This is a genomic window from Aeribacillus sp. FSL K6-1121, assembly GCF_038003725.1.
GTDB lineage: Bacteria > Bacillota > Bacilli > Bacillales > Aeribacillaceae > Aeribacillus > Aeribacillus composti.
On record NZ_JBBOPS010000001.1, the window covers coordinates 1,911,830 to 1,936,240 of the forward strand.

General features: G+C 39.5%; 22 protein-coding genes. 8 read left to right on the forward strand and 14 right to left on the reverse strand.

Features of this window, described 5'->3' with window-relative positions; translation table 11 throughout:
* The first annotated feature begins 177 nt into the window (after window positions 1-177).
* Entirely contained in the window at window positions 178-1,398 is a 1,221-nt protein-coding gene (locus NSQ61_RS09320; RefSeq protein WP_340806825.1) for an MFS transporter, read from the forward strand.
* Between the two features lie 130 nt (window positions 1,399-1,528).
* Here the strand turns inward: NSQ61_RS09320 and NSQ61_RS09325 are convergent, their stop codons facing one another.
* The 6 genes from NSQ61_RS09325 to fdhD all read right to left on the reverse strand — a co-directional run bounded on the left by NSQ61_RS09325 (window position 1,529) and on the right by fdhD (window position 10,388).
* On the reverse strand, window positions 1,529-2,023 hold the full coding sequence (locus tag NSQ61_RS09325; protein WP_340806826.1) for a hypothetical protein: 495 nt from the start codon (window positions 2,021-2,023) through the stop codon (window positions 1,529-1,531).
* Between the two features lie 760 nt (window positions 2,024-2,783).
* Window positions 2,784-3,599, reverse strand: a complete 816-nt coding sequence (locus tag NSQ61_RS09330; protein WP_339211241.1) for a metallophosphoesterase — start codon at window positions 3,597-3,599, stop codon at window positions 2,784-2,786.
* A gap of 400 nt (window positions 3,600-3,999) precedes the next feature.
* Entirely contained in the window at window positions 4,000-5,874 is a 1,875-nt protein-coding gene (htpG, locus tag NSQ61_RS09335; RefSeq protein ID WP_327848181.1) for a molecular chaperone HtpG, read from the reverse strand.
* 304 nt (window positions 5,875-6,178) lie between these two features.
* Window positions 6,179-6,649, reverse strand: coding sequence for a DUF1641 domain-containing protein (locus NSQ61_RS09340; RefSeq protein WP_063386390.1), 471 nt, complete (start codon window positions 6,647-6,649; stop codon window positions 6,179-6,181).
* Window positions 6,642-9,587 carry a formate dehydrogenase subunit alpha gene (gene fdhF / locus NSQ61_RS09345; protein ID WP_340808087.1) on the reverse strand — a complete coding sequence of 982 codons (2,946 nt, stop codon included), beginning with the start codon at window positions 9,585-9,587 and terminating at the stop codon, window positions 6,642-6,644. Before fdhF ends, NSQ61_RS09340 begins: the two co-directional genes overlap by 8 nt.
* Window positions 9,588-9,599: 12 nt before the next feature.
* On the reverse strand, window positions 9,600-10,388 hold the full coding sequence (gene fdhD / locus NSQ61_RS09350) for a formate dehydrogenase accessory sulfurtransferase FdhD (RefSeq protein WP_063386392.1): 789 nt from the start codon (window positions 10,386-10,388) through the stop codon (window positions 9,600-9,602).
* 144 nt (window positions 10,389-10,532) lie between these two features.
* Between fdhD and NSQ61_RS09355 the strand changes: the two genes are divergently transcribed.
* Window positions 10,533-10,655, forward strand: a complete 123-nt coding sequence (locus NSQ61_RS09355; protein ID WP_268753443.1) for a hypothetical protein — start codon at window positions 10,533-10,535, stop codon at window positions 10,653-10,655.
* Window positions 10,656-10,789: 134 nt separating this feature from the next.
* Here NSQ61_RS09355 and NSQ61_RS09360 read toward each other — a convergent pair whose 3' ends face one another.
* From NSQ61_RS09360 to NSQ61_RS09375, 4 genes are read right to left on the reverse strand one after another with little or no spacing between them, the layout of a single operon-like run.
* Window positions 10,790-11,578, reverse strand: coding sequence for an ABC transporter permease (locus NSQ61_RS09360; protein ID WP_063386393.1), 789 nt, complete (start codon window positions 11,576-11,578; stop codon window positions 10,790-10,792).
* 1 nt (window position 11,579) lies between these two features.
* The gene (locus NSQ61_RS09365) at window positions 11,580-12,356 is read right to left on the reverse strand and encodes an ABC transporter permease (protein ID WP_066251671.1); all 777 of its coding nucleotides are present in this window, start codon (window positions 12,354-12,356) and stop codon (window positions 11,580-11,582) included.
* Complete coding sequence (locus tag NSQ61_RS09370) at window positions 12,346-13,326, reverse strand: ABC transporter ATP-binding protein (RefSeq protein WP_340806827.1); 981 nt, start codon at window positions 13,324-13,326, stop codon at window positions 12,346-12,348. The genes NSQ61_RS09365 and NSQ61_RS09370 overlap by 11 nt, the downstream gene beginning before the upstream one ends.
* A gap of 57 nt (window positions 13,327-13,383) precedes the next feature.
* The gene (locus NSQ61_RS09375; protein ID WP_094245447.1) at window positions 13,384-13,680 is read right to left on the reverse strand and encodes a DUF3219 family protein; all 297 of its coding nucleotides are present in this window, start codon (window positions 13,678-13,680) and stop codon (window positions 13,384-13,386) included.
* A 152-nt stretch (window positions 13,681-13,832) separates the two neighbouring features.
* Here NSQ61_RS09375 and NSQ61_RS09380 point away from each other — a divergent pair, with 152 nt between their 5' ends.
* The 4 genes from NSQ61_RS09380 (at window position 13,833) to cydS (ending at window position 16,874) form a co-directional block, all read left to right on the forward strand.
* Complete coding sequence (locus NSQ61_RS09380; protein WP_311067088.1) at window positions 13,833-14,018, forward strand: hypothetical protein; 186 nt, start codon at window positions 13,833-13,835, stop codon at window positions 14,016-14,018.
* Window positions 14,019-14,429: 411 nt separating this feature from the next.
* Window positions 14,430-15,737 (forward strand): cytochrome ubiquinol oxidase subunit I, encoded by a 1,308-nt coding sequence (locus NSQ61_RS09385; RefSeq protein WP_375338803.1) that lies wholly within the window; start codon window positions 14,430-14,432, stop codon window positions 15,735-15,737.
* Window positions 15,734-16,753 carry a cytochrome d ubiquinol oxidase subunit II gene (locus tag NSQ61_RS09390; RefSeq protein ID WP_063386398.1) on the forward strand — a complete coding sequence of 340 codons (1,020 nt, stop codon included), beginning with the start codon at window positions 15,734-15,736 and terminating at the stop codon, window positions 16,751-16,753. Before NSQ61_RS09385 ends, NSQ61_RS09390 begins: the two co-directional genes overlap by 4 nt.
* A 13-nt stretch (window positions 16,754-16,766) precedes the next feature.
* Complete coding sequence (gene cydS / locus NSQ61_RS20280; protein ID WP_375338786.1) at window positions 16,767-16,874, forward strand: cytochrome bd oxidase small subunit CydS; 108 nt, start codon at window positions 16,767-16,769, stop codon at window positions 16,872-16,874.
* 64 nt (window positions 16,875-16,938) lie between these two features.
* On the opposite strand, the gene cydC is transcribed toward cydS, so the two are convergent.
* Together cydC and cydD are read right to left on the reverse strand one after the other, a co-directional pair.
* Window positions 16,939-18,660 carry a thiol reductant ABC exporter subunit CydC gene (cydC, locus tag NSQ61_RS09395; RefSeq protein WP_340806828.1) on the reverse strand — a complete coding sequence of 574 codons (1,722 nt, stop codon included), beginning with the start codon at window positions 18,658-18,660 and terminating at the stop codon, window positions 16,939-16,941.
* Window positions 18,657-20,390, reverse strand: coding sequence for a thiol reductant ABC exporter subunit CydD (cydD, locus tag NSQ61_RS09400; RefSeq protein ID WP_144597511.1), 1,734 nt, complete (start codon window positions 20,388-20,390; stop codon window positions 18,657-18,659). The genes cydC and cydD overlap by 4 nt, the downstream gene beginning before the upstream one ends.
* A 348-nt stretch (window positions 20,391-20,738) precedes the next feature.
* Here cydD and NSQ61_RS09405 point away from each other — a divergent pair, with 348 nt between their 5' ends.
* Together NSQ61_RS09405 and NSQ61_RS09410 are read left to right on the forward strand one after the other, a co-directional pair.
* The gene (locus NSQ61_RS09405; RefSeq protein WP_327874009.1) at window positions 20,739-21,173 is read left to right on the forward strand and encodes a hypothetical protein; all 435 of its coding nucleotides are present in this window, start codon (window positions 20,739-20,741) and stop codon (window positions 21,171-21,173) included.
* On the forward strand, window positions 21,161-21,454 hold the full coding sequence (locus tag NSQ61_RS09410; protein WP_066251682.1) for a YxcD family protein: 294 nt from the start codon (window positions 21,161-21,163) through the stop codon (window positions 21,452-21,454). The genes NSQ61_RS09405 and NSQ61_RS09410 overlap by 13 nt, the downstream gene beginning before the upstream one ends.
* Before the next feature lie 131 nt (window positions 21,455-21,585).
* On the opposite strand, the gene NSQ61_RS09415 is transcribed toward NSQ61_RS09410, so the two are convergent.
* On the reverse strand, window positions 21,586-22,350 hold the full coding sequence (locus NSQ61_RS09415) for a hypothetical protein (RefSeq protein ID WP_339199374.1): 765 nt from the start codon (window positions 22,348-22,350) through the stop codon (window positions 21,586-21,588).
* 244 nt (window positions 22,351-22,594) lie between these two features.
* Complete coding sequence (locus NSQ61_RS09420) at window positions 22,595-24,175, reverse strand: type I restriction-modification system subunit M (protein WP_327874177.1); 1,581 nt, start codon at window positions 24,173-24,175, stop codon at window positions 22,595-22,597.
* Window positions 24,176-24,411 lie beyond the last annotated feature (236 nt).

The following is a 24,411-nucleotide window of genomic DNA, read 5'->3' on the forward strand; positions in this document are numbered from 1 at the left end:
TTGAACTTATAAAAAATATTTTAAATAGAAAGCGGTGAAAAACAATGGATAGCCTTCGTTTCACCGCTTTCTTCATACCATTTGCACGATTCTTTTATTTTTTTAAAAAAAGGTGTACAATTAGTTTGTTATTTAAAAAGTCTGAAAAAATGATTCTTTTTTAAAGAAGGGACAAATATGGAAGAAGCAAAATTATGGACGAAAAATTTTTTTAGTATTTCAATTTGTAATTTTTTTCTTTTTATAAACTATTATTATTTGCTGGTCACCTTGCCGATCTTTGTCATTCAAGATTTAAAAAGCAGCGAAGCTGAGGCTGGCTTATTAGCAATGGTTTATTTATTTGCTGCGATCGTGACTCGCCCGTTCGTCGACCAATTTATGGAGAAGCTTGGAAAACAAAAAATGTTGATTATTTCCTTGGTCATTTTCCTGATCGCCTCTATTTCTTATTTATTTGTCAGTTCAATTGTCTTATTATTGATCATTCGTTTTCTTCATGGAATCGGTTTCGGGATCGCGACAACCGCAACAGGGGCGATTGTGGCAGATATCGTGCCGGAATCGAAAAAAGGAGAAGGAATGGGATATTTTATTTTATCTTCCAATGTCGCCATGGTGATTGGACCATTTTTAGGGCTTACCTCGTTAGATCATTGGGGTTCTTTTGTCATGCTCGTCATTGCCCTTATTTGTTCCGTTGGGGCGCTTTTGACCGGGGGAATAGTTAACCTGCATGAAATGAAGCCAAAACTAAATAAAAGAGAACTTTTCAAAGTGAATTTCAGCTTTGAAAAACTTGTAGAGGTATCAGCATTCCGCATTGCGTTGATTGCTGCCTTTTTAGCTTTTGCTTATTCGACTGTATTATCGTTCGTCTCCGTTTTTGCGGAAAAAATGAATCTTGGCGCCGGTTCGAATTTATTCTTCGTCGTGTATGCAATCGTTTTGCTCATTTCCCGGCCGTTTACCGGAAGGTGGTTTGACCGATACGGCGCAAATGTCATTGTTATCCCATGCATCGTTTCATTTGCCTTCGGATTATTTATATTGAGCATGGCAAATACATCCTTCATCTATTTGTTAAGTGCAGTATTTATCGGTCTTGGATGGGGAACCTTGTTTCCAAGCTTCCAAACAATGGCTATACAAATTGTCCCTCCACAGAGAAGAGCGGCTTCTCTCAGCACCTTTTTATCGATCTTCGACATCGGCATCGGCCTCGGATCGTTTTTAACTGGAGCAGTTGTTGTCTTTACTGGATTTACATCTTTATATTTTTACACTTCGCTTTATGTGTTGGTAGGTTTAGTTTTATATTGCCTCTTTGTACAGCATCGTTTTGCCAGAAAGCCGAAAAGTTTGGAGCACGATCGAAAATCTTCTCTTCAACAATAGCCCCCTTTAAGCAATGGGGGCTTTATCATTGCTTTAATCCTATTTACTCCGAGGTTTTATCTAGTTGAATTAATCATCATCAGTGCTTTTAGGGGGTTATTGTTAGAAATATTGCAGCTAACCAGCCTCACTATTTTGCAGCAAAATTTTCTAATGACGCCTCCTGTTCGATATATTGTTTAACTAATTTATAGCAATCATCAATATGTTTATTTCCTAAATATTTCATCGTTGCAAAGCTGATCCCGGCCGAAACCCCTATTCCAATGAGAGGAATAAATTTGCTCGTCTGTTTTGCCGCCATCCGGGTTGCAGCTTTTTTCACCAAGCTCAGCACCAATTTTTTGCCAATTGTTCTTCCGATGAGTTCATTTCCTAATGAAGTTGCCAGTACGATAATGAGCTCTTTTGTTTTCGCATCCAATTGATCAACTTGCTCTTTTGATAAACCAAACTTTTGATTAATTTCATTTAGCAGATCTTTCACAAGTGCAGCATCCACCGTCACATCAATACCCGGAATTGGAACAGCTGCAGCAATGGCAGAAACAGATGAACGTCTATTCACTAATTTACGGCATTCTTCCCGAATTTGATCCAATTGTTCGATCGTTTTTGGCAGCATTAAAAAACCTCCGTTCCTAAATCATTTCTTCTGTCATCGCTTCAATGACTGCGGGCTATGTAAAAAGAAGGCGACAAATTTAATCACCAGCCAATTCAAAGGGAAACGGCAATAAGAACGTTGCAGCCGCAAATATTTTTGAAATCTTTACTTTCTCCCTTTAAAGCTCCTGCTAAAGCTTGCGATTAGAAATAGTTTTTGCTTTTTCTCCATTAAATACCCCAATCGTGAAAAAAATCTTTTCTCCGCCTCCTTATAGGAAGAGTATACCATGTTTATAGGCGTTCAGAAATAAAGTCATCGACAAAAAAACCGGAGAAACGAATGAAAGGATGAAGTTAAAAAACTAATAAGCGCTCACAAAAAATTCTTTGTGAACTCAAGATCGTTGAAAATTCCGATTGATCAACACGCTGAACAATGGAACAGCAGCAAGTATTGTTTATTCAATTTTACAATGGGAGCAAAAGGTGTGATTGCTTTATATTTTTTCATCGATTCATGCATTTCTATTAGAGGAAAAGTGTAATTTAACTTTAGTTATTAGCCAATGTGGATCTTAGTAGATTCTGTGATTAACCTTTTATAAATAACAAATAAACGGAAAGCTGACTTTATTAAAGATACAAGAAAATAAACTCTTTTTTTGCAAAAAGAAAAAAGCAGGAGTTCATCCTGCTCCAGCTATTGAATCATCTTCAACATAGTAGGGAAAATTTTACAATCTTAACATTACAATTTTAGAGATATGTTAAAAATACTATGAAAATTGATGAAACGTAATTTCAGGGCGGCTGCCAATTCGGATGTTCACTCCTGTTTGTCCTAGGCCTTCGCTAATATAAAACGGCCGCTCGTTATGGTAATGGAGTCCTTTAATAATGTTCATTCTTGGAAGCTTGCCTTTGTAAAAAAGATGGTACGGCTTTGGCAAATTGATTTGTCCGCCGTGGAAATGACCGGACAGCAAGTAATCAAACGGAATGTTTTCCATTTCAAGAATAACGCTTGGATCATGGGTCAGCACTAATCGCATTCCTTCTTCTACTCCGTGAAAAGCTTTTTGAACATAACTGCGGTTTGTCGTGTAATCATCAATGCCAATAATATTCAAGCATTCTTCTTCAAGCTGAATGGTCACGTGCTCATTTTGTAGTGTTTTTATCCCGTAATGCTGCAGCATTTTTTTCAAAGTTTCAAAGTCTTCTTCCTTTAAAACATAATCGTGATTGCCGAACACAGCATACGTGCCGTACGTTGGATTTGTTTTTCTCAATACTTCCAAGTATGCGGAAAGTTTTGGGATGCTTCTCTTCCGGTCGAGAAAATCACCTGTCAGTGCAATAAGATCAATTGGTTCTGCTGAAATCAGCTCATCTAATTCTTTTGGGCTGATCGATAAGTTTTCAAGGTGTAAATCAGATAGATGGAGTATTTTTATATTCTTTGCAGAAGCTTTCCTATCGGGGCATCGAACTGTGATTTTCTTAACAGCTACATCCTTTGTATTTTTATTTCCTTTTATTAAAAAGAATATGAAAAGTCCAAGAAAAAATAATATAACAAAAAATAGCATAACCAAACTCCTCTCTCCCCCAAGTATAACGAACTTTCTCAAACGATCCTAGTGGGAGTTAAAGGAATTTGAAAAAAAACTCTTAGCTGCAAAAGAGCTCAAACTATTAACAAACCTGCCTTCCGCCTCTGCCGGAAAGACAGGTTTGCCTTTCTTAATTATTTTGCGCATGTCCATACGTTAAAAGCTAAAACAAGCATTCATTTACATGATAACTTTTTCATATCTGGGAAATCCATCCGCTGCATGCCTTGCTTCTCTTTTGCATCAGTCAATCGGTTCTTTGTGCTTCTTTATCTATAAATCGTGCACCTTTCAGCCAGCTAAGTTTTTCCGTTTGTGGCGCTGAACTCTGCAAATAGTTCAAGCTTTGACAAATCGCTAGATGTGCCCTGGATTTTTAAGAAACCATAATTTTACAAATGTCATTTGTAAACTCAACAGGATCTTGGACTGGCAGGCCTTCAATAAGCAAAGCCTGATTATATAAAATGTTTGTGAACAGCTTCAGCTTCTCTTGATCGTTTTCATACGCTGCTTTTAGCGTTTGAAAGACTTCGTGATCTGTATTAATTTCAAGCACTTTCTCCGCTTTAATGTTTTGGCTGTTCGGCATAGCATTTAACACTTTTTCCATTTCAATAGTGATTTCCCCGTCTGTTGATAAACAAACAGGATGTGTTTTTAACCGTTTTGATGCTCGCACATCCTTTACTTTATCACCCAAAATGCTTTTCATTTGTTCGAACAGCTCTTTATGTTCTTTTTCAGTTTCTTTTTTGTTTTCTTCTTCGCTAATTCCTAAGTCGCCGCTGGAGACTGATTTAAATTCTTTCTCTTTATATGTCATTAACATTTTGATCGCAAATTCATCGATATCCTCTGTCAAATACAAAATTTCATAGCCTTTATCTGCAACCAGCTCGGTTTGCGGAAGCTTTTCAATTCGTTCATACGAATCGCCCGTTGCATAATAAATATATTTTTGCTCCTCAGGCATTCTTGATACATATTCTTGTAAGGTGACAAGTTTTTTCTCCTTTGAAGAGTAGAACATAAGCAAGTCTTGCAATGTTTCTTTATTTGCGCCGAAATCGCTGTAAACGCCATACTTTAATTGTCTGCCAAATGCTTCATAAAACTTTTCATATTTTTCTCTTTCATTTTTTAATAGGTTTTCTAGTTCGCGTTTAATTTTGTTTTGAATGTTTTTCGCAATGATTTTCAATTGCTTGTCATGCTGGAGCATCTCTCTTGAAATATTTAACGATAGGTCCTCAGAATCAACCATTCCTTTAACGAAGCTGAAGTAGTCAGGCAGTAAGTCCGGGCACTTGTTCATAATTAACACGCCGTTGGAATACAGTTCAAGCCCTTTTTCATATTCTGCTGTATAGTAATTAAATGGCGTTTTTTCCGGAATATATAAAATCGCCTGATAGCGAACCGTCCCATCTACGCTAATATGAATATGTTTTAACGGTTTATCAAAGCCATAATGCTTTTCGGCATAAAAGTTTTCATAATCTTCATCTGTCAGTTCACTTTTATTTTTCCGCCAAATCGGAACCATGCTGTTGATTGTTTGTTCTTCAACAACCTCTTCAAATTCGTTCTCGTTCTCATTTTTCGGTTTTTGTACTTTGACATCCATTTTGATCGGATAGCGGATGAAGTCGGAATATTTTTTAATGATTTGTTTTAACCGATATTCGTCAAGAAATTCGTCATAGTTGTCATCTTCAGTATTCTCTTTGATTTTTAGTATGATCTCCGTTCCGACCTCTTCCTTCTCATATGGTTCGATTGTAAAACCATCAGCGCCTTTTGATTCCCATTTATATGCTTGATCGCTGCCTAGCGCTTTACTGATGACAGTGACAACATCCGCTACCATAAAGGCGGCATAAAAGCCAACGCCGAACTGTCCAATAATGTCATAGCCGTCTTTTAATTCGTTTTCTTTTTTAAAGGCGAGCGACCCGCTCTTAGCAATCGTACCAAGATTTTCTTCCAATTCCTCTTTTGTCATGCCTATGCCTGTATCAACGATTGTGAGCGTCCGCTTTTCTTTATTTGGAATAACTTTTATGTAGTATTGATCCTTTTGAAAGGTTAACGAATCATCAGTCAGTGCTTTGTAATAAATTTTATCGATCGCATCGCTTGCATTTGAAATTAACTCCCTCAAAAAAACTTCCTTTTTTGTATAAATGGAGTTGATCATCATTTCTAATAACCTTTTCGACTCGGCTTGAAACTCTTTTTTTTCCATGACCGCCTCTCCCTTCTAAAAAGCGTATGTGCAAAATTAAGATAAAAATTAGCACTCTAATCAATCGAGTGCTAATCATCAATTTTTTAATAACAAATATTTAATTTTATGTCAACTCCGAATGATTGACCGCTTTGCACTTTTCTTGAGTTTTTCTTTACGAACGATAGGCAACAGTCGTTTTCGAATGAGAAGGGCTTTGTCTTTCCACATAATGGTTGCAAATTTCTTTACCAATCAGGATGTTTTTCGGCACAAAAGCATTCCCTCGCAACTTTCAAGCTTCACTTTTATTGCCAATCCTTTAAGATTTCCCCATTCCTCTTAAAAAATGAAGAAGCATAGTAATCGATCGGTTGATGTCAGGATCTTTTAAAGCCGATAGCAATTGGAAAAAAGAAGTTGTTTCTTCTTTATTGACGCTTGCCGCAGCTTCTTGTATTCCAGCATTCATTCTTGTCGTCATTACCTGCAGCTTTTCGAGATCGATTGTTCCCAGCAGCATCAACAGATTGACGATATTTTTTAAAACATCAATGTTCGGTTTTCTGCTGACTTCCTTAACCACGTTTTCTAGTACTTGATCTTTCCGCGCTAAAAGGGCATTGGCGATTTCCAGAACACCTGCATCGTGAAGCTTCCGTAAACATGCTATGCCTTCTAAAACTGCCTCTTTATTGTCTGCTAACGCTTGCTCGATTTCTAATAAATTTTGCTTTCTTTTTTCTTCTTGTGACACTTCGATTTTTTTGATGGTTGTAATTGGTTTAGCCATGTATTTTCACCTTGCTTCCGGGAAACGTGTAGTCGCTGCGCTCCCATTTCTTCTCTACTTTGACCCCAATTTGCGGATTTCTTTTTCCGTTTCGATGGTTGTTTGGACGAATTGGGGAGTCTCCTTTTTCCTTCAATACGACCATTTTTACGGCAATTTCTTTATATGCCGGTGTGTTCGTATCGCGGTCAGCATGATTGCCTGTTAAACGATTAATAGCCAATTCGCCCGTATCATTCAATGGGATAAAGATTTCATGCTTTTGCACGCGATCCGTTATGTGAACAGGGCCTTTTACAGAGCCGTATTTAGAAATAAGCTTGACAATGGCTCCTTCTTGAATACGGCGTTCTTCAGCCAATTCTTTCGAAATTTCTATAAAAGCGTTCGGGGTTTTCCGGCTGATTCCTTGTGATTTATACGTCATGTTCCCTTCATGGAAATGCTCTAGCAAGCGCCCGTTGTTCACGTGAAGATCATACTCTTCATCTACATCATATAAATAATCGACTTGAAGCGGATAAAGCTGTGCCTTTCCATCGGCAAACGGGAATCGATCTTCATAAAGAAGCGGCGAGTCGGTTCCATCTTTCTCAACAGGCCATTGCAAGCTTGAAAATCCTTCTAAACGGTCATAGGAAACACCGGCAAAAAGCGGTGCGAGCGACGCTGCTTCTTCCATAATTTCTCCAGGGTGCTGATAATCCCAATTGAAGCCCAGCGCTTTCGCCAGCATACAATAAATTTGCCAATCAGGCTTCGAATCTCCAAGAGGCGGCAATGCTTCATACAATCGCTGAATCCGGCGTTCTGTATTGGTAAAAGTTCCTTCTTTTTCTAAGCTTGGGCTGGCCGGCAGCACAACATCTGCATATTGGGCCGTTTTTGTTAAAAATAAGTCCTGCACAACGAAAAATTCCAGCTTTTCAAAAGCGGCGCCGACTTGATTGATATTGGCATCGACAATCCCCATATCTTCTCCAGTCACATATAATGCCTTCAGAGCGCCTTCATGAATCGCTTTAACCATTTGATGATTGTCTTTACCCGGATTTTTAGGCAATGTCACACCCCAAGCTTTTTCATAACGGCTGCGGACTTTTTCATCCGCTACCTTTTCATATCCCGGGAAAAAGTTCGGCATGCTTCCGAAGTCGCTGCACCCTTGAACATTGTTATGGCCGCGTAGCGGATAGGCTCCAGTGCCCGGTTTGCCGTAATTGCCTGTCACTAATAACAAATTGGAAATGGCAGTACTCGTATCACTTCCGCGCTGCTGTTGAGTGACTCCCATCGCCCAGCAAATGACCATTGTTTTAGATTGATGAATCGTTTCAGCAACCTTGATCAGCGTGTCCTTAGAAATTCCCGTCACTTCTTCCGCATATTCCAACGTAAACGGCTCTAAGCTACTTTTATATTGTTCAAAGCCGTTCACTCGTTCTTTGATAAACTCTTCAACATGCCAATTTTGGTCAATGATGTATTTCGTTACAGCTGACAGCCAAACAAGATCCGTTCCCGGCTTTGGCCTGATAAACATATCGGCCCGCTCCGCCATTTCATGTTTTCTTAAGTCAAACACGAGCAGCTTTTGTCCATAAAGTTTTTGCGCTCGTTTGATTTTTGATGCCAAAACCGGATGCGATTCCCCTGTATTGGCGCCAATAATGATGACAAGATCAGAGGAAGCTATGTCAGAAAAAGATCCTGAATCACCGCCATAGCCGACAGTACGAAATAGTCCGACCGTTGCTGGAGATTGACAATATCTTGAGCAATTATCAACATTATTCGTTCCTATCACTTGACGGGCAAATTTTTGCAGCAAATACGATTCTTCATTCGTTGCTTTGGAAGAAGCTATAAATCCTAAAGCATCAGGGCCATGTGCATCTTTTATTTCTTTAAACCGTTTTGCAACATATCGAATCGCCTCATCCCATTCAACTTCTTTAAAATGGTCGCCTTCCCGGATCAACGGTTTTGTCAGCCGTTCTTCACTATTGACATAATCCCAGCCGAACTTCCCTTTTACACAAGTGGAAATTCCGTTTGCCGGCGATTCCGGTGTTGGTTCAACTTTTAAAACTTTTCTGTCTTTTGTCCATATATAAAATGAACAGCCAACTCCGCAGTATGTGCAAACTGTTTTCGTTTTCTTGATCCTTTCCTTGCGCAGCTCAGCTTCTGTATCTGAGATGGCCATTAGCGAACCGTATCCTGTTTCCACTTCCTTCGTCAAATTAATCATCGATCGTAATGTACCAGGTTCTACATTTGTTAAAAAGCCGGCTGCCCCTAACATTGATTTTTCCATTAAGGCATTGCACGGACATACAGTTACACATTGGCCGCAATTTACGCAGCTGGACTGATCAATCGGCACATCGTTGTCCCAGATCACACGAGGCTGCTCTCTGCTCCAATCAATCGTCAATGTTTCATTTACTTGAACATCTTGGCACACCTCTACACAGCGTCCGCATAATATGCATTGATTTGGGTCATATCGATAAAATGATCCTGAATAATCCACTTCATACGGTTTTGGTTGGAACGGAATGCTTTGATGTTCAATGCCTAAAGCTTTAACCGTATTATGAATTGTACAATCTCCATTGTTTTTATCGCAAACTGTGCAATATAATTCATGATTTTTTAAAATTTGATCCATCGCTAATTTTTGAGATTCTTTTACTTTAGAAGTCTCTGTTTCAACAACGAGTCCTTCTTGGACTTTGTAGCTGCAGGCTCGTACAAGCTCCCCGTTCACTTCCACCATACAAGTATCACATGTTTGAATTGCGCCCAAGCTTTCATGATAACAAACGTGCGGTACATCCATTTCATGTTCGAGCAAAGCCTGCAGAAGATATTGATTTTCCCTTGCGGTTATTTCTCCCCCGTTGACCGTAATCGTTACATTTCCCACGATACGTTCCCCCTGTTATTTTGTTATTCTGTTGCTATGTGTATAAATGTTCATTTTATTTTCCCGTATAAACCCAACAGTCGTAATGTTTAAATCTTCTGCCAATTGAAGTGCCAAATTTGTTGGAGCCGATTTTGATAGAAGTATACCGCATCCAATTTTCGAAACCTTCAGCACTACCTCTGAGGAAATCCGCCCGCTGAAAGCGATTATTTTATCATTTAAAGAAATGCTTTCGTTTAGACAGAAGCCATATAATTTATCTAAAGCATTATGTCGTCCAATGTCAGAAAATGTCTTAATCAATCCCTCTTTTGAACATAATGCCGTATGATGAATGCCTCCAGTACGCTTAAAAGCCGATGAAGCTTCATTTAACATTTCCATTAACTGAAAGCATTGTGCGGCAGAAATCGTCATGCTGCTCATAATCGTTTTCGCTGTTTTCACATCATTATAAAAATAAAACTGTCGGCTTTTTCCGCAGCAGGAGCCGATAAAGCGTTTGGAAACAAACTCTTTCTTATCCCCTATCGGCTGATGCAAATGAACATAGGCAAACCCCTTATCCTCATCAATTTGAAGCGCTTTCACATCTGCTTTTATGCGGATCATCCCTTCTGAAGCTAAAAAACCTAAAACAAGCTCCTCTACATGGGACGGCGAGCATACTAATGTGGCGAATTCCTCATTGTCCACAAAAATTGTTAACGGATACTCTATCGCAATTTCATCTATCACCACTTTCTTGTTTTGATGATCAATTTTGATTATTTCTCTTTTACAAATAATTTCTTTTTCCATAATGGGAACCTTCCTTTTTAATCACACCTCTAAAATAAAATATTCGACAGAAGCAGAAAAAATCCTTTTCTTCTTTTTTTCTCTATTTGTCCATACAAGGAAACTGTTTCACTGGAAAACCTAAGCTAGGTCAGGCTGGGAAAAATGAGGGGAGAAATATATATCTTTCAAGCGACATCGACTGATTTTGGCGGACTGCTTGTTCGAAAAAATCATCCAGTGATCATTGTCTTTTATCGTGACAAACAGCTTGGGAAGAACAACTGAAAAACTGTAACCCCTCTGCTTTTTCATCTATCCATCTAATAAGCTATTCGGTCATTCCTTAACCAAAATCTACCATTTGAAATTATTAGCAAATTTTCACATTCTCTGCTGCCATTTTTCAATGCACGGAATATTTAACTGCTTGCACTTGTGTACGATCGGAGCGCATACCGCCAGAACCGGCGCGATATCCATAAGAACAGCCCGGCAAGTACAACGGATAGGATTGTTGTCATCCCGTTCCATTTTCCAAGCAAAGACAACGCCGGCGTGCTTGTAATAAAGGCAGCTGGCAAAATGTATGTGAGCACGATGCGAAGCCAGCCTCTATACATTCCGATTGGAAACCGTGTTGTTTCAAAAAATGAATTAAAAACAAACGATAGATCATCGATACGAATAACCCAAAAGGAGGTGGTCATCAGCATCATCCACAGCGCATAAATCAGGACAAGCGAAGATCCGATACTAATGAAAAACATCACTGCATCCATTATTGTCGGCATATAATGTTTTTGTATTAACGCATAGATTATCAAGCCGATGCCAAGAAGCACATCAATTAAGCGCCAAAACACTAAATGGCGGAAGCTGACATAAAACATGCTGTCGACCGGCTTTGTCAATACATAATCAAACGTCCCCATGCGAATATGCTGCAGCAGACGGGACATGTTGGGCCGCAGGGCAAAATCAATCAATCCTTGCAGCGTATTGAATATACCAAGAAGCAGCAGAACATCCGCATATTTCCAACCGCCGAGGTTATCTGTTTGATAAAAAAATACTTGAATTGTCAAAATAGCCATCCCAATGCCAAACAAACTCGACAGGAAATTTCCTAAAAATTCGCTGCGATATTCGAGCTCCTCCACTAAACAAGTCCGAAAAAATTCACAAAAAATGCGCCAATGTCTTTTCACATTATCCCCCCACAGCTTGGTTTTTCCTTAGACCAGCCTTCCAAAGCAACAATACTGCAAGCATAAAAAACATGCACCAAACTGCAGCCCATCCAAATCCGTACACAATATCCATCCCTTGGACGCTTCCGGTCAAAATTTCGATTGGAAACCCGACCATATATCGAAAAGGCAAATAAAAGCTGATCGTTTTCAAAAACGGAGGCAGGAGCGACATCGGTGCAATGCGGCCCGACAAAAAGAGAGACACCGCTTCAAACATGCCATACAAAGCCGTCACTTTTGTCACCCAAAAACCTAACAGACCAAATGTGTAGCTGAATAAAAAACGAATGACCGCTGCCAATAAAAGCGCACAAAAGAATAACAGCCACTGCGCCGCACCTATTTGATCCAGCCGCAGCGCCGGAATAAAGACCGCCAAGAGGCCCCATGCCGGAATTAAAATGACTAAAAATAACGCTTTATACACGATATTTTCAGCAATGGCCCAATGTATCGGGTGAAACGGACGGACAATTTGATAAGAAAAGGTTCCCTCCCTTATTTCACGCTCCAATTCCCAAACGTCCCAAGCGCTTGTCATGCGTTCAACAAAAATCAATGCCGCAAAGTAAAAAATAAACGCATTCTCCTGATCAGGATCAATATTCATCCAGACCATCATCGTGATCAGCGGCTGAACCATGGCTCCTGTCATCCACACGATCGTCGCCAGCCGGTAGGCAAACATCTCCACATATTTCATGCGAAGGAGAACAGAGTATTTACGAAACATGTGCATCCTCCTGAAACGCGAGCGTTATCACTTCTTCCATCGGCGGATCTTCTATATTTAAATCGCGAACATCAAACTGCTGCAAAAATCGGGAGGATACCTCGTGAATGCGTTCCCTCGGCACACGAAGCGTTACTTTACCCTCTTTTGCATCGACTAATTCGCCGTATGCATCCCATGAAATATCGGGAATGGACGAAAGCTGAACCTCTAGCAATTTATACGGCGTCAATTTTTCCGTCAACATGTCCAATTCACCATCATACAACAGCTTCCCATGATTAATAATGAGCACCCGATCGCACAGCGCTGTCACATCGCCCATGTAATGCGATGTCAACAATACTGTCGTTCGGTGCTCGCGGTTATATTGTCCTATAAAGCGGCGGACTTTTTCCTGCGTATGGACATCCAAGCCGATCGTCGGTTCATCCAAAAATAAAACCTTCGGCCGATGCAAAAGCGCGGCTGCTAATTCGCATTTCATCCGCTGTCCGAGAGACAAACTCCGCGTTGGTTTCGTCAAGAGCTCTTCTAACTCGAGCAGCTCGACAAGCTCATCCAACGTTTGCCGAAACGCACGGTCTTCTATTTCGTATATCGCTTTATTGACGAGAAACGTTTCCATCGGCGGAATATCCCATATGAGCTGGCTTTTCTGTCCCATGACTAAACTCATGATCTTCTTAAATTCCACTTTTTGTTCAAACGGTACATATCCGGCAACTTGAATGCTCCCGGAGCTTGGATAAAGCAAACCGGCCAGCATTTTAATTGTCGTTGTTTTCCCCGCTCCGTTCGGCCCTAAAAATGCGACAATTTCTCCCGAAGGAATGGTAAATGAAATGTCTCGCACCGCTTCCACAGTACGAATTTCCCTCTTAAACAAACTGCGTACAGCCCCCGTCCACCCTGCTTGCCGAACGTGAACTCGAAATTGCTTGTACAAATGCTCTACATGAATTGACATAGTGCCTCCCTCTGTTTCTTCGAACACCATGGGATTACGCCATTGAAACAATCATTGTTAAATCGTCTCAATTAATTCTAATCGAAAATCACCAACCTGATTTTTTTTGTACAAATTCGTCACAGAAGTGGAATAATTTTGTATCGTCCCCCTAAAGTTCAGGTCTCTTTCAGGAACTGACACATCAAACGTTTGCTGATACAGCAGCGTCGTAATATCATGATATTCATCGCTTCTCACCTTAAAAGCAAAACGAATTTTATGTAATGGCTCACCGTTTGGTTGATGAACCACTTCCTCTTCATACTCCTCTACTTGTATCTCTACACCATTCAATATTACTTTCTTCACCATACGATCCATCCCTCCTTGGCAGCTGTTTATAAAAAATCATAGCACGAACGCTTCCTGCCCACAAACTAGCATGCTTATGAATATACAACATAAATTCGAAGCTGTCATTTTTTTGACTCTATTTAGCCTGGATGAACTGGAGCTAAAAAACCGTGCGATTTAGAACGGACTATGTAACATTTTTGATTTTATATAGTCAAGATGAACTGCAGCCGTATTTTTGTTTGCCAAAAAAATATACATTTAGAGGCGGCAGCAACAATCCGTTCGATTACGGATTCAAACGTTCTGCCAATTTCGCAGCCAAACATAAACAGAATCTTATTGGCTGCTTTTAGGCTTTTTAAGCCAGGGAAAACATGTATTTTTTTCACAGGACTTAACCCAATATTTTCTTAACCCGGCAGATAATCCGATATGATTTGAAAATCATGTATATTCTTTAAATATTTGTACAAACATATGTTGAGCAATGCTGATTTTTTCAGATTTTGCAAATGGTACATGCTGCCTAAAATGCTATAATATGGCATAAACTAAGCGAAAAGAGCCAATGTTCACATATTTTTCATTCTCTATATATACATTTGTCAAAGAGAATTGACAAAAAGCACATTTTTATAAAGTAAAATGAAATCATATTGTATTGGTTCATCCTGATCATATACTCATGACCGGTTTCAAAGATTTATCCCATTCAAAAGGAGGAAATAAAATTGTTATTTGAAGACCCCGTATTCAGCAGTCGAATGCTGACTATCCTTACACTTTCTTTTCACGCTATTTACGCAACCATTGGGGTAGGCGTTCCGTTGATGATCATGATTGCCCAGTGGGTTGGGATCAAAAAAAATGACGAACATTATCTTTTAATGGCTAGACGTTGGGCGCGGGGGTATGTCATCACCGTAGCTGTCGGCGTTGTAACAGGAACTGCGATTGGACTCCAGCTGTCATTGCTCTGGCCGAATTTTATGGAACTTGCCGGAAATGTGATCGCATTGCCACTTTTTATGGAAGTATTTGCTTTTTTCTTTGAAGCAATCTTTCTCGGAATTTATATGTACACTTGGGAACGATTTAAAAATCAGCGGAAGCACCTGCTCTTTCTGATTCCTGTCTCCCTTGGCGCCGCCTTTTCTGCCTTTTTTATTACCATCGTCAACTCTTTTATGAATGCGCCGCAAGGGTTTGACATTGTAAATGGTGAACTCATCAATGTCAATCCGCTGGGTGCGATTTTTAACCCGGCCATGCCGACAAAAGTCGCACACGTAGTCGCAACCGCCTTTATGACAGCCGCCTTTACGCTGGCATCTATTGCAGCATTCCAATTATTAAAAGGCTCCAACCATGTTTATCATAAAAAAGCCTTGTTTTTAACTATGAAAATAGGACTGATTTTCTCCATTGCAACAGCTGTTATCGGAGATTTTTCCGGCAAATATTTAGCTGAGTACCAGCCAGAGAAATTGGCGGCAGCGGAATGGCATTTTGAAACAGAAGGAAATGCTCCTCTAGTCATGTTTGGTATTTTAGATGACGAACAAAACATTAAATATGCACTTAAATTCCCATATTTGCTCAGTATTTTGGCGCATGGAGATCCAAATGCAGAAGTTATCGGACTAGACCAATTTTCAAATTTTGAATCTCCTCCGCTTTATATTCATTATTTTTTTGATATTATGGTAGCCATTGGCGTTTTCATGATTTTATTAGCACTTATCTATTGGATTGGAGTGAAGCGCGGATGGGCTTTCATCAACCAAAAATGGTTCCGCATGCTCATTGTGCTCGGAGGGCCTCTATCTTTTATCGCGATTGAGGCTGGCTGGTGGTTGACTGAATTTGGCCGTCAGCCTTGGATCCTTCGCGGAATTATGACAACGGGTGAAGCAGCAACTTCAAGCGGCCATGTAGGTCTTATGCTCATTCTTTTTGCCATTTTGTATTTGATTTTAGGAATCGGCACGATTGTGATTCTTCGCCGGTTGTTTAAAAATAATCCGGTGGAAAGAGAGCTTGAAAATCGATTAGGCGGTGAGCAGTCATGAGCTTGGAGATTATTGGGATATCCGTCCTTTGGATCTTTTTGTTCGGCTATGTGATCGTTGGATCCATTGATTACGGCGCTGGATTCTTTAATGCTTACAGCATTTTGAGTGGCAAGCAGCATATATTGTCCAAAATTATTCAACGCTACCTGTCTCCCGTTTGGGAGGTAACCAATGTATTTTTCGTTTTCTTCTTTGTTGGGATTGTCGGTTTTTTCCCAAAAACCGCATTTTATTATGGGACAACTCTCCTTGTTCCGGGAAGCATTGCGATTATTTTGCTTGCCATTCGCGGGTCTTATTACGCATTTGAAACGTATTCATCAAAAGGACATAAAGGGTATGCCTTTATGTATGGATTGTCTGGATTATTGATCCCTGCATCATTATCTGTCGTCTTAGCCATTTCTGAAGGCGGATTTGTCTCGATGGTGGATGAGCATCCAGTTTTAAACTACGTAGCATTATTTAAAAGCCCATTATCTTGGAGCATCGTCGTTTTAAGTATTACGGCCGTCCTTTATATTTCAGCTGTTTTTCTTACATGGTACGCGAATCAAACTGGTGATACAGACGCAACGAATTTAATGAGAAAATATGCTCTTTTCTGGGCATTTCCTTTAATCATAACAGCTTGCGGCATCATTTATGAACTGAGCTATCACAACCAAGAGCATTTTGAACGCATCCTTAATTTATGGTGGATGTTCGCTTTATCGTTTCTTTTATATGTCGGGACTGTCTGGCTCATTTGGAAAAGAAAAAATTATGGATTGGCATTCGGATTGTTAGTAGGTCAATTTCTGTTAGCTTTCTTTGGATATGGAATCTCCCATTATCCGTACTTGCTTTATCCATATTTGTCCATTTATGACAGTTTTACAAACGAAGCTATGGCCATTTCCCTGATCATCGTTTTTATTTTAGGATTAGCCCTTTTGCTCCCTTCCCTTTATTTACTAATAAAACTGTTTCTGTTCGATAAAGATTATGTGAAAGGGCAAAACGCAAAATAAGGAGTGTGGAACGATGAAGACTTTTTTAATTACGTTTGCCCCCTTTCTCGTGCTATTCGCTGCTGCAGCTTTATCATTTTGGACAGCAGTGAAAGATGAGCTCATATCCAAAAGAGGATAAAAATTGAAGCAAGCTTAGAAATCAATCGAAAAAAAGCCGACAGTTTGCTCCATGTCGGCTTTCTTTAATTTGCTGTAAAGACACTTTGTTCAATTTGCTTCATTTGATAAAAGTATCCTTTTTTGTTCATCAATTCTTTGTAGGTTCCCGCTTCTACAATAGCTCCTTCATCCATAACGATAATTTGATCCATGTTTTCCAGACCGGCCAGACGATGACTGACAAGGATGACGGTATCATTTTTAGCAGCTTCAAACAGATGATGATAAATAGACTGTTCCGTTAAAGCATCCAAAAATGATGTCGGTTCATCAAGTATCCATAGCGGAGCTTTTTTCAACAATACCCTGGCGATCGCCAGTCTTTGCTTTTCCCCGCCCGATAAATTTCCTCCTCTTTCTAACAACGGATCGGCCAAAGAAAGATAGTCAAGCTTCACCTTTTTCAGCACATCTTCCAAATCTTCGTCAAGCACTGCATCTTTAGCAATCATTAGGTTATCGCGAACGGTACCGTAGAAAAAGTGGTTGTCCTGCAAAATAACGTTCGCATTTTTCCAAAGGCTATCGTCATCTAATTGATCGATCGGGATGCCGTTGATCCGAATCACCCCTTGATAGTTTTTATAAATTTTTAATAAAAGGGCCAGCAAGGTCGATTTGCCCGAACCACTAGGTCCGACAATGGCTGTTTTCGATCCTGCCGGAAATGTAATTGAAACATTTTTTAAAATTTCACCAAATAAATGAAAGGTGACATTCTCCATGACAATTGATGGAGCTTGTTGACCGGGAAGCTCCTTCATTTCTTTCTCATCAGACGTTTTTACAGAAGAGTCTTGATGCGTGGCGTCTGATAGTCTTGTAGCAGCTTGGCGGCTGTCCTCTAAATAACTTGGAAAAGCAGCCATCGGTGCCGCATGTTCAAAAACAGTTAATGAAATCATTACAAGCATGGCAAGAAAAATACCATCTAATTGACCGCCTGCAACGAAATAGACGCCAAGCAAAAGAATAATCCAAGAGACAATTAAAGATACAAACGTATTGACAGATTGACTGAAGAGGTTATGGATTGCTTCACGTTCCTGTTCTTTCAAATAAGCATCGGAGCGTTGGGTAAGCTTCTCTTGTTTATGCTCAAGCTGTTGATAAATTTTTAAATCGCGAAACCCATAAAAAAACTCCGTAACTTCTGTCGATAAATTCCCGCGGCTTTGCCGAACATGACGCTCTACTTTTTTTAGTCTGAAAGCAAAGTAAGCCGGAATTAGGACAGTGGTGAAAATCAAACCGATACATAACACCAAGGCAATATAAAAGGAAAAGAACGAAGTGAAAAAAATGGTCCATAAAAATATGAGAGTGGATACGATCGGCGGATAAAAAACACGCAAAAAGAAGTTTTGCAGCGTTTCCACATCGCCGACAATTCTGGAGAGGAGATCTCCGCTCCGATATTTAAGAAAAATCGCGGGCACCAATGGCTCCAGCTTTTCAAAAAAAGAAACTCGCAACCGGCTTAATATATTGAATGTGGCGCGATGAGAAAAATAACGCTCCCCGTAACGGCTGCCGGCACTGATAAACCCTAACAGTTTTATACACGCTATGAAAACAGTCAGCGTGTAAATTGGCGGTGCAAGAGCTGCTTTAGAAATCAAATAGCCGCTTGAAGCAAACAAACTCACTGTCGCGATTCCTGTTATAAATCCGAAGAGAATGGACAAAAAAAGATCTTTCTTTTCTGTTAATGTCAGCTTTGTAATAAATAGCAAATCTTTCATTTTGCCATGCCTCCCTGTTGGAGCGTTGTCATTTTCCTGTACGCTTCAACTGATTCCAGCAATTCTTTATGTGTTCCGGATGCGATGAGTTCTCCATTTTCCAAAAAAAGAATTTTATCCGCATTTATAATGGTATGAAGCCGATGAGCGACGGTAATGACGGTGGAAGATTGAGCTAATTCCTTTATGGAATCCTGCAAAATTTGTTCTGTTTGAAGATCCAGTCCGGTCGTCGGCTCATCAAACAATATAATGGATGGTTTTTTCAAAAACGCTCGTGCCAGTGCAATTCGTTGTTTTTCCCCTCCGGAAATTCCCCTTCCTCCTTCTCCAATAGGTGTATCAAAACCATTTTCAAGTGATTGGACAAGCTTTAAAATCCCTGCCTTTTCGGCTGCTTGTTCGATTTCCTCTCTCGTTGCATCGAGTTTTCCTCCCAAGGCGATATTTTCCGCAATCGTTCCAGAAAAAAGATACGGATTTTGCGAAATATAGCTAATTTCATTGAACCAGCTCTTTTCGTTCAAATCAGACCGCCGAATTCCGTTCATATAAATTTCCCCTTCAGTAAGCGGAACAAGACCTGCAATCACATGTAATAAAGTCGATTTCCCAGCGCCGCTCTTTCCGACAATTGCCACTTGCTCAAACGGGCGGATTTCAGCATTTATATTTTTTAAGGCAAACCTATCTCCCTCGTAACGAAATCCCGCTCCTTCTATGCGAATGGTCGGAGGTCCTTCACCTTTTGGCAAAACTGCCTTCCCCCATTTTACTGGCTTTCCGATTGCGTTTAGCTCCTCTTCAATCTTTCTTGCCGCCCCCATACTTCCCCTGCCTGCATGAAAGGCGCTTCCTAAATCTTTCAGTGCATTATAAAACTCAGGAGCTAGAATCAGCATGAAAAACGCGGTAAAAAAAGAAATGTTTTGAAAAATAATTAAGCGAATCGCCACATCAAGGGCAATCAATCCCATACTAAGCATGGAAATGAACTCCAGCATAAAAGAAGAGGTAAAAGCAATTTTCAATACTTCCATCGTCGCATCACGAAAGCCATGGCTGCTTTTTCTGATCGCTTCTTTCTGCTGTTTCGCACGGTTGAACAGCTTAAGGGTTGTCAGCCCTTGCAAGGTGTCAAGAAAATGTCCCGATAAAGCGGTCATTTTCTCCATTTGCTCCTCCGATTTCTTTTTCGTTTTGTAGCCAATGATGATCATGAATATCGGTATAAATGGGGCTGTAATCACCATGATTAATCCAGTAAATGGATGGCTAGCAAACACAACGAAAAGAATGAGAAGAGGTATGATCAACGTTTGAACTGCCTTTGGAATATAAATGCTAAAGTAGCTGTCGATTTCATCTACCGCATCCAGCAATACACTTGCTTTTTGTCCTGTTTTCCCTTGCAGCGATACTTGCAGCGGGTTGCTTGAAAATTTATTTAATAAAGATTGGCGAAGATCTTTTTTCACTTTGGACGCTATTTTAATTCCTGTTAAACCGCTGAAATAATGGGATGCAGTTCTGGCCAACAGAACAATGAACAAACCTAAAAGCAACTGGAAAACATCAGCAAAAGACTGTTTCTGTAAAAAAATGCGATCGACAATCGCCGCAAAAAAATAAGCTTGTCCAATAATGGCAGCACCAGAGATTAAAGCAAGCACGATTAGCAACATCAATTTTGTTTTCTGCTTAAAAGCCAATTTTTTTAGCTGAACCATCCTTTCATGCCTCCAAAAAAACACGTCCATAGATACGTTTGATGAAACTTGAAGAAACTCTTTTAACATGGCAGTCCAAACGTTTTACAGTTCGCAAATACTTTCAAACAAGTATACATGATAAAATATATTCAAGTAAAACAACGGCCTCACCATTTTTTTAAAGTCTTCTATTCTTAGTTTACAGCATTGTAATAGTTGAATAACATGCTTAGATGAAAGAAAAATTTTTATTCGTTTATATAGAAAAGATATCAAATCGTGAAACTAATTTGATTTTCTATCGTATATAACATTGAAACTGAGTTCACAAAAATACAAATACTTTCATACAGGGGGAAGTCGAAATTGAAAAAATTATTAGCAGCTTTGTTTGCTTTCGCGCTTATTTTTTCACCTGTTGGAAATGTTGTTTTTCAAGATCATCCAACGATAGTAGAGGCGAAGTCATACAAATCAGGGAAAAAAAGCTTCAATTTGAATAAAAATACCACAACGAACAGTTCGAATTTCCAAGATAAAAAGGCAAACACTCCAAAAAATCAATCTGCCGCCTCCAAAGGCACATTCTCATCAGGAGGATTTTTCAAAGGCCTTATGTTAGGAGGGCTTGCCGGATTATTATTTGGCGGACTGCTAGCAAACATGGGTATATTCGGTTCAATTTTAGGTTTATTCATTAATTTGCTGGCAATCGTTATTCTCATCTCGATCATTCGCAAAATTTTCGTCCTGATCAAGCATAAAAAAGAAAAAGAGGCTGCTAATCCATGGAAAAGCTGATCATTCCGGAGCAAGATATTATTAACGCAATCTGCGTGTACATTTCCCGAAAAAAACAAATAAAGCCGGAAGAAGTTGTAGTGGAGCTGATGTATGACGACGATTACGGCTTTTCTGCCGAAGCGTATGTAAACGACCGAAAGCAAGTACTTATTACCGCAAACATCATCGAAGCTCTGCGTCTTTGGCTCGATGAATTTTTAAACGAAGACCCGTACGCTGGGATTGAACTTGTGTTGGATGATGAAGAAGGAATGATTGCCATCGTCAAAGGAAGATAAACGAACAATCTTTAAAAATAATCAGCACAAATTCGGCTGACTATGGATTGCGCTGGAACATTATGAAAAATGTTTCGGCGCTTTTTCATGTTTCCAATTAAAATCCACTCTGAATTTAAAAAAACTCTATTTTATTGATTTTTTAAAATGCGATGAATCTCTTTAATCTCTACCCCGTATTCAACTGAACGTGCTGACAATTCCTCAATCACACGCTGCTGACGTGCTACAAATTGTTCTAAATTCTCATAAGTTTTAGGGATTCCTGTAATTTTTCGTTCGATATTTTCCATTTTTACTTCTAATCGGGATTGTCCTTCTTTTAGTTCTTTCATCCCTACTTTTAGCTCTTTCAACTCTTCTTTTACACCTTGTTGTTCGACTGCCAAACGGTGTTGTCCTTCTTTTAGTTCTTTCAGCTCTTCCTTCATATCTTTTTGCTCAACTGCTAAACGAGACTGACCTTCCTTTAGCTCTTTCAGCTCTTCCTTCATACCTTTTTGCTCAACTGCTAAACGAGACTGACCTTCCTTTAGCTCTTTCAGCTCCTTCTTCATATCTTTTTGCTCAACTGCTAAACGAGACTGACCTTCTTTTAGCTCTTTCAGCTCCTTCTTCATATCTTTTTGCTCAACTGCTAAACGAGACTGACCTTCTTTTAGCTCTTTCAGCTCTTCCTTCATACCTTTTTGCTCAACTGCTAAACGAGACTGACCTTCTTTTAGCTCTTTCAGCTCCTCCTTCATACCTTTTTGCTCAACTGCTAAACGAGACTGACCTTCTTTTAGCTCTTTCAGCTGTTCCTTTACACCTTGTTGTTCGACTGCTAAACGGGATTGTCCTTCTTTCATTTCTTTTAGCTCTGATAATATTAATTTTAACGCTTCTTCCATCATATTAAACCTCCATCATGATTCATTTTATAATAACAAATATCTATCCTCTAAACGTTTCTACATAAAATAATAGAACAAATGTTTGGTTTTGTGAAGAAAAAGTTTCATATTAACTTCTGCTTTTATAATGATTATAATACACTTTTCTCTGACAGAAAGGTCTTAATACCACCTTTTTTCCTCGATTAATCTTTATTAGGAAATTTTCGAAAGCACCGATAAAAAAATTTCACATTTTCTCAGATCATTCATTTTTTTCCCTTTTGAATACTAAGTTTGACTTTTCCCCATTCCGATACATCAGCTCCTCCAGGTTTTGTTTGATTTTTTCTTGTAGTTTGTTCGATTCTTCAAATTGTTCGAGCAACCGTTTCGTTAGTTCGGCTATTTTTTGCTCAAAAGGAATGTCTTCTTCTTCTTCTTCTTCTGCCTCTGTTCCGACGTACATGCTTGGTGTCAGTTTGTAGTCGTTTTGTTGTACTTCTTCAAGTTTTGCAATTTTACAGAAACCTTCAATATTTTCGCAGCTTTTTGCATGTTCATATTTAAATGCTCGATAAACTGATGCGATTTTATCAATTTCTTCTTTAGACAATGCTTTTTGCTTGCGGCTGACGGGCTTTCCCATTTTTCGGGCATCGATAAACAAAATTTTGTTTCTTCGAGCACGGTAACCGTTTTTTCCATCGCGATTTTTGCTTAAAAAGAACAAACAGCACGGTATGCCTGTTGTGAAAAACAGTTTTTCCGGCAATTGGACAACGCAATCGATGTACCCTTCATCCACCAATATTTTCCGCACTTCCTTTTCTTCCTTAACATTAGTTGTCATTGCGCCATTTGCCATCACAAACCCTGCTGATCCTGCATCATTTAAATGGTATAAGAAATGCTGCATCCACATATAGTTTGCATTGCTGTTTGTAACAGGCCCGATCAAGCGCGGATCGCTTTTCGATATTCTGTCCGCCCCCCAATCTTTTTGATTAAACGGCGGGTTGGCAATCACATAATCAGCCTTTAATTCAGGAAATTGATCGTTCAACAGCGAATCTCCCAGCCGTATTTCCGCATTGATGCCATGAAGCAATACGTTCATTTTTCCAAGACGTACTGTCGTGACGACATTTTCCTGTCCGTAAAATAAAAGAGACTTTTTATTCGGCGCATACCTCCCGCTTTGAATAAACATTCCACCGCTTCCACACGCTGGATCAAACACGATACCTCTTTTTGGTTCAAGCATCTCCACCAGCAATTCCACAATACAGGATGGGGTAAAAAACTCGCCGCCTCTGTTCCCTTCTGACGAAGCAAATGAACTAATAAAATACTCATAAGTACGACCGAGTATATCTATGCTGTCTTCCGAGCTGCCACTAAACACATCACGTGAAAAAATTTCAATTAATCCAGCAACATTTTCTACCGGTAAGTTCAAGCCTTGATAAATTTGCGGCAGCACCCCTGTCAATTCTGGGTTTTCTTCCTCGATTCGCTTCATCGCATTATCGAGAATTTCTTTAATATTCGGCTGTTTAGCATTTTTCATTATATAGTGCCAGCTTGCTTCCTTCGGGACGACAAACACATTTTTATCTCTATATTGATGAGAATCTGAAACGAAACCTTGCTGCATTTCTTCATTTTCCGCAAAAATTTGCTCCAACTCATTGCAGCTCTGTTCATATTTATTCGAAAGATAGCGCAAAAAAATAAGCGGCAGTACATAATGTTTATAGTCAGCTGGAGCCACGCTTCCGCGCATTTTATTAGCTGCTTCAAATAATTCTTTTTGGAAATCAATCTCTGCTTTAACCGCCATGGTTTTCCCCCTCTAAATCTTGCTGTCGATTCATTGTATTTTAAAAATATTTTAGCATAATCTGTCTTCCTCTTTTTCAAAACAAAAGAGCGGCCCATGCTTTGGCCGCAATAAGAAACAAAATAAATTTTCGAATTTTCACAATATGAACTGTCGATTGATATCCTCTTCCTGCAAACTTTTGGGCATTTATGTTCTTCATCAATTCTGAATTTGGTTGAAAAAATAATACCCTT

Coding starts and splice junctions, on each gene's coding strand:
- htpG (WP_327848181.1), bottom strand. CDS start 5,874: ATGGAAAAAAAAGAGTTTCAAGCCGAGTCGAAAAGGTTATTAGAAATG.
- fdhD (WP_063386392.1), bottom strand. CDS start 10,388: ATGGAAAAAGAAATTATTTGTAAAAGAGAAATAATCAAAATTGATCAT.
- NSQ61_RS09390 (WP_063386398.1), top strand. CDS start 15,734: ATGAGCTTGGAGATTATTGGGATATCCGTCCTTTGGATCTTTTTGTTC.
- NSQ61_RS09330 (WP_339211241.1), bottom strand. CDS start 3,599: ATGCTATTTTTTGTTATATTATTTTTTCTTGGACTTTTCATATTCTTT.
- NSQ61_RS09325 (WP_340806826.1), bottom strand. CDS start 2,023: ATGCTGCCAAAAACGATCGAACAATTGGATCAAATTCGGGAAGAATGC.
- NSQ61_RS09340 (WP_063386390.1), bottom strand. CDS start 6,649: ATGGCTAAACCAATTACAACCATCAAAAAAATCGAAGTGTCACAAGAA.
- cydS (WP_375338786.1), top strand. CDS start 16,767: ATGAAGACTTTTTTAATTACGTTTGCCCCCTTTCTCGTGCTATTCGCT.
- NSQ61_RS09370 (WP_340806827.1), bottom strand. CDS start 13,326: ATGTCAATTCATGTAGAGCATTTGTACAAGCAATTTCGAGTTCACGTT.
- NSQ61_RS09410 (WP_066251682.1), top strand. CDS start 21,161: ATGGAAAAGCTGATCATTCCGGAGCAAGATATTATTAACGCAATCTGC.
- NSQ61_RS09375 (WP_094245447.1), bottom strand. CDS start 13,680: ATGGTGAAGAAAGTAATATTGAATGGTGTAGAGATACAAGTAGAGGAG.
- NSQ61_RS09355 (WP_268753443.1), top strand. CDS start 10,533: ATGAGGGGAGAAATATATATCTTTCAAGCGACATCGACTGATTTTGGC.
- cydD (WP_144597511.1), bottom strand. CDS start 20,390: ATGGTTCAGCTAAAAAAATTGGCTTTTAAGCAGAAAACAAAATTGATG.
- cydC (WP_340806828.1), bottom strand. CDS start 18,660: ATGAAAGATTTGCTATTTATTACAAAGCTGACATTAACAGAAAAGAAA.
- NSQ61_RS09420 (WP_327874177.1), bottom strand. CDS start 24,175: ATGGCGGTTAAAGCAGAGATTGATTTCCAAAAAGAATTATTTGAAGCA.
- NSQ61_RS09365 (WP_066251671.1), bottom strand. CDS start 12,356: ATGTTTCGTAAATACTCTGTTCTCCTTCGCATGAAATATGTGGAGATG.
- NSQ61_RS09415 (WP_339199374.1), bottom strand. CDS start 22,350: ATGATGGAAGAAGCGTTAAAATTAATATTATCAGAGCTAAAAGAAATG.
- NSQ61_RS09320 (WP_340806825.1), top strand. CDS start 178: ATGGAAGAAGCAAAATTATGGACGAAAAATTTTTTTAGTATTTCAATT.
- NSQ61_RS09385 (WP_375338803.1), top strand. CDS start 14,430: ATGCTGACTATCCTTACACTTTCTTTTCACGCTATTTACGCAACCATT.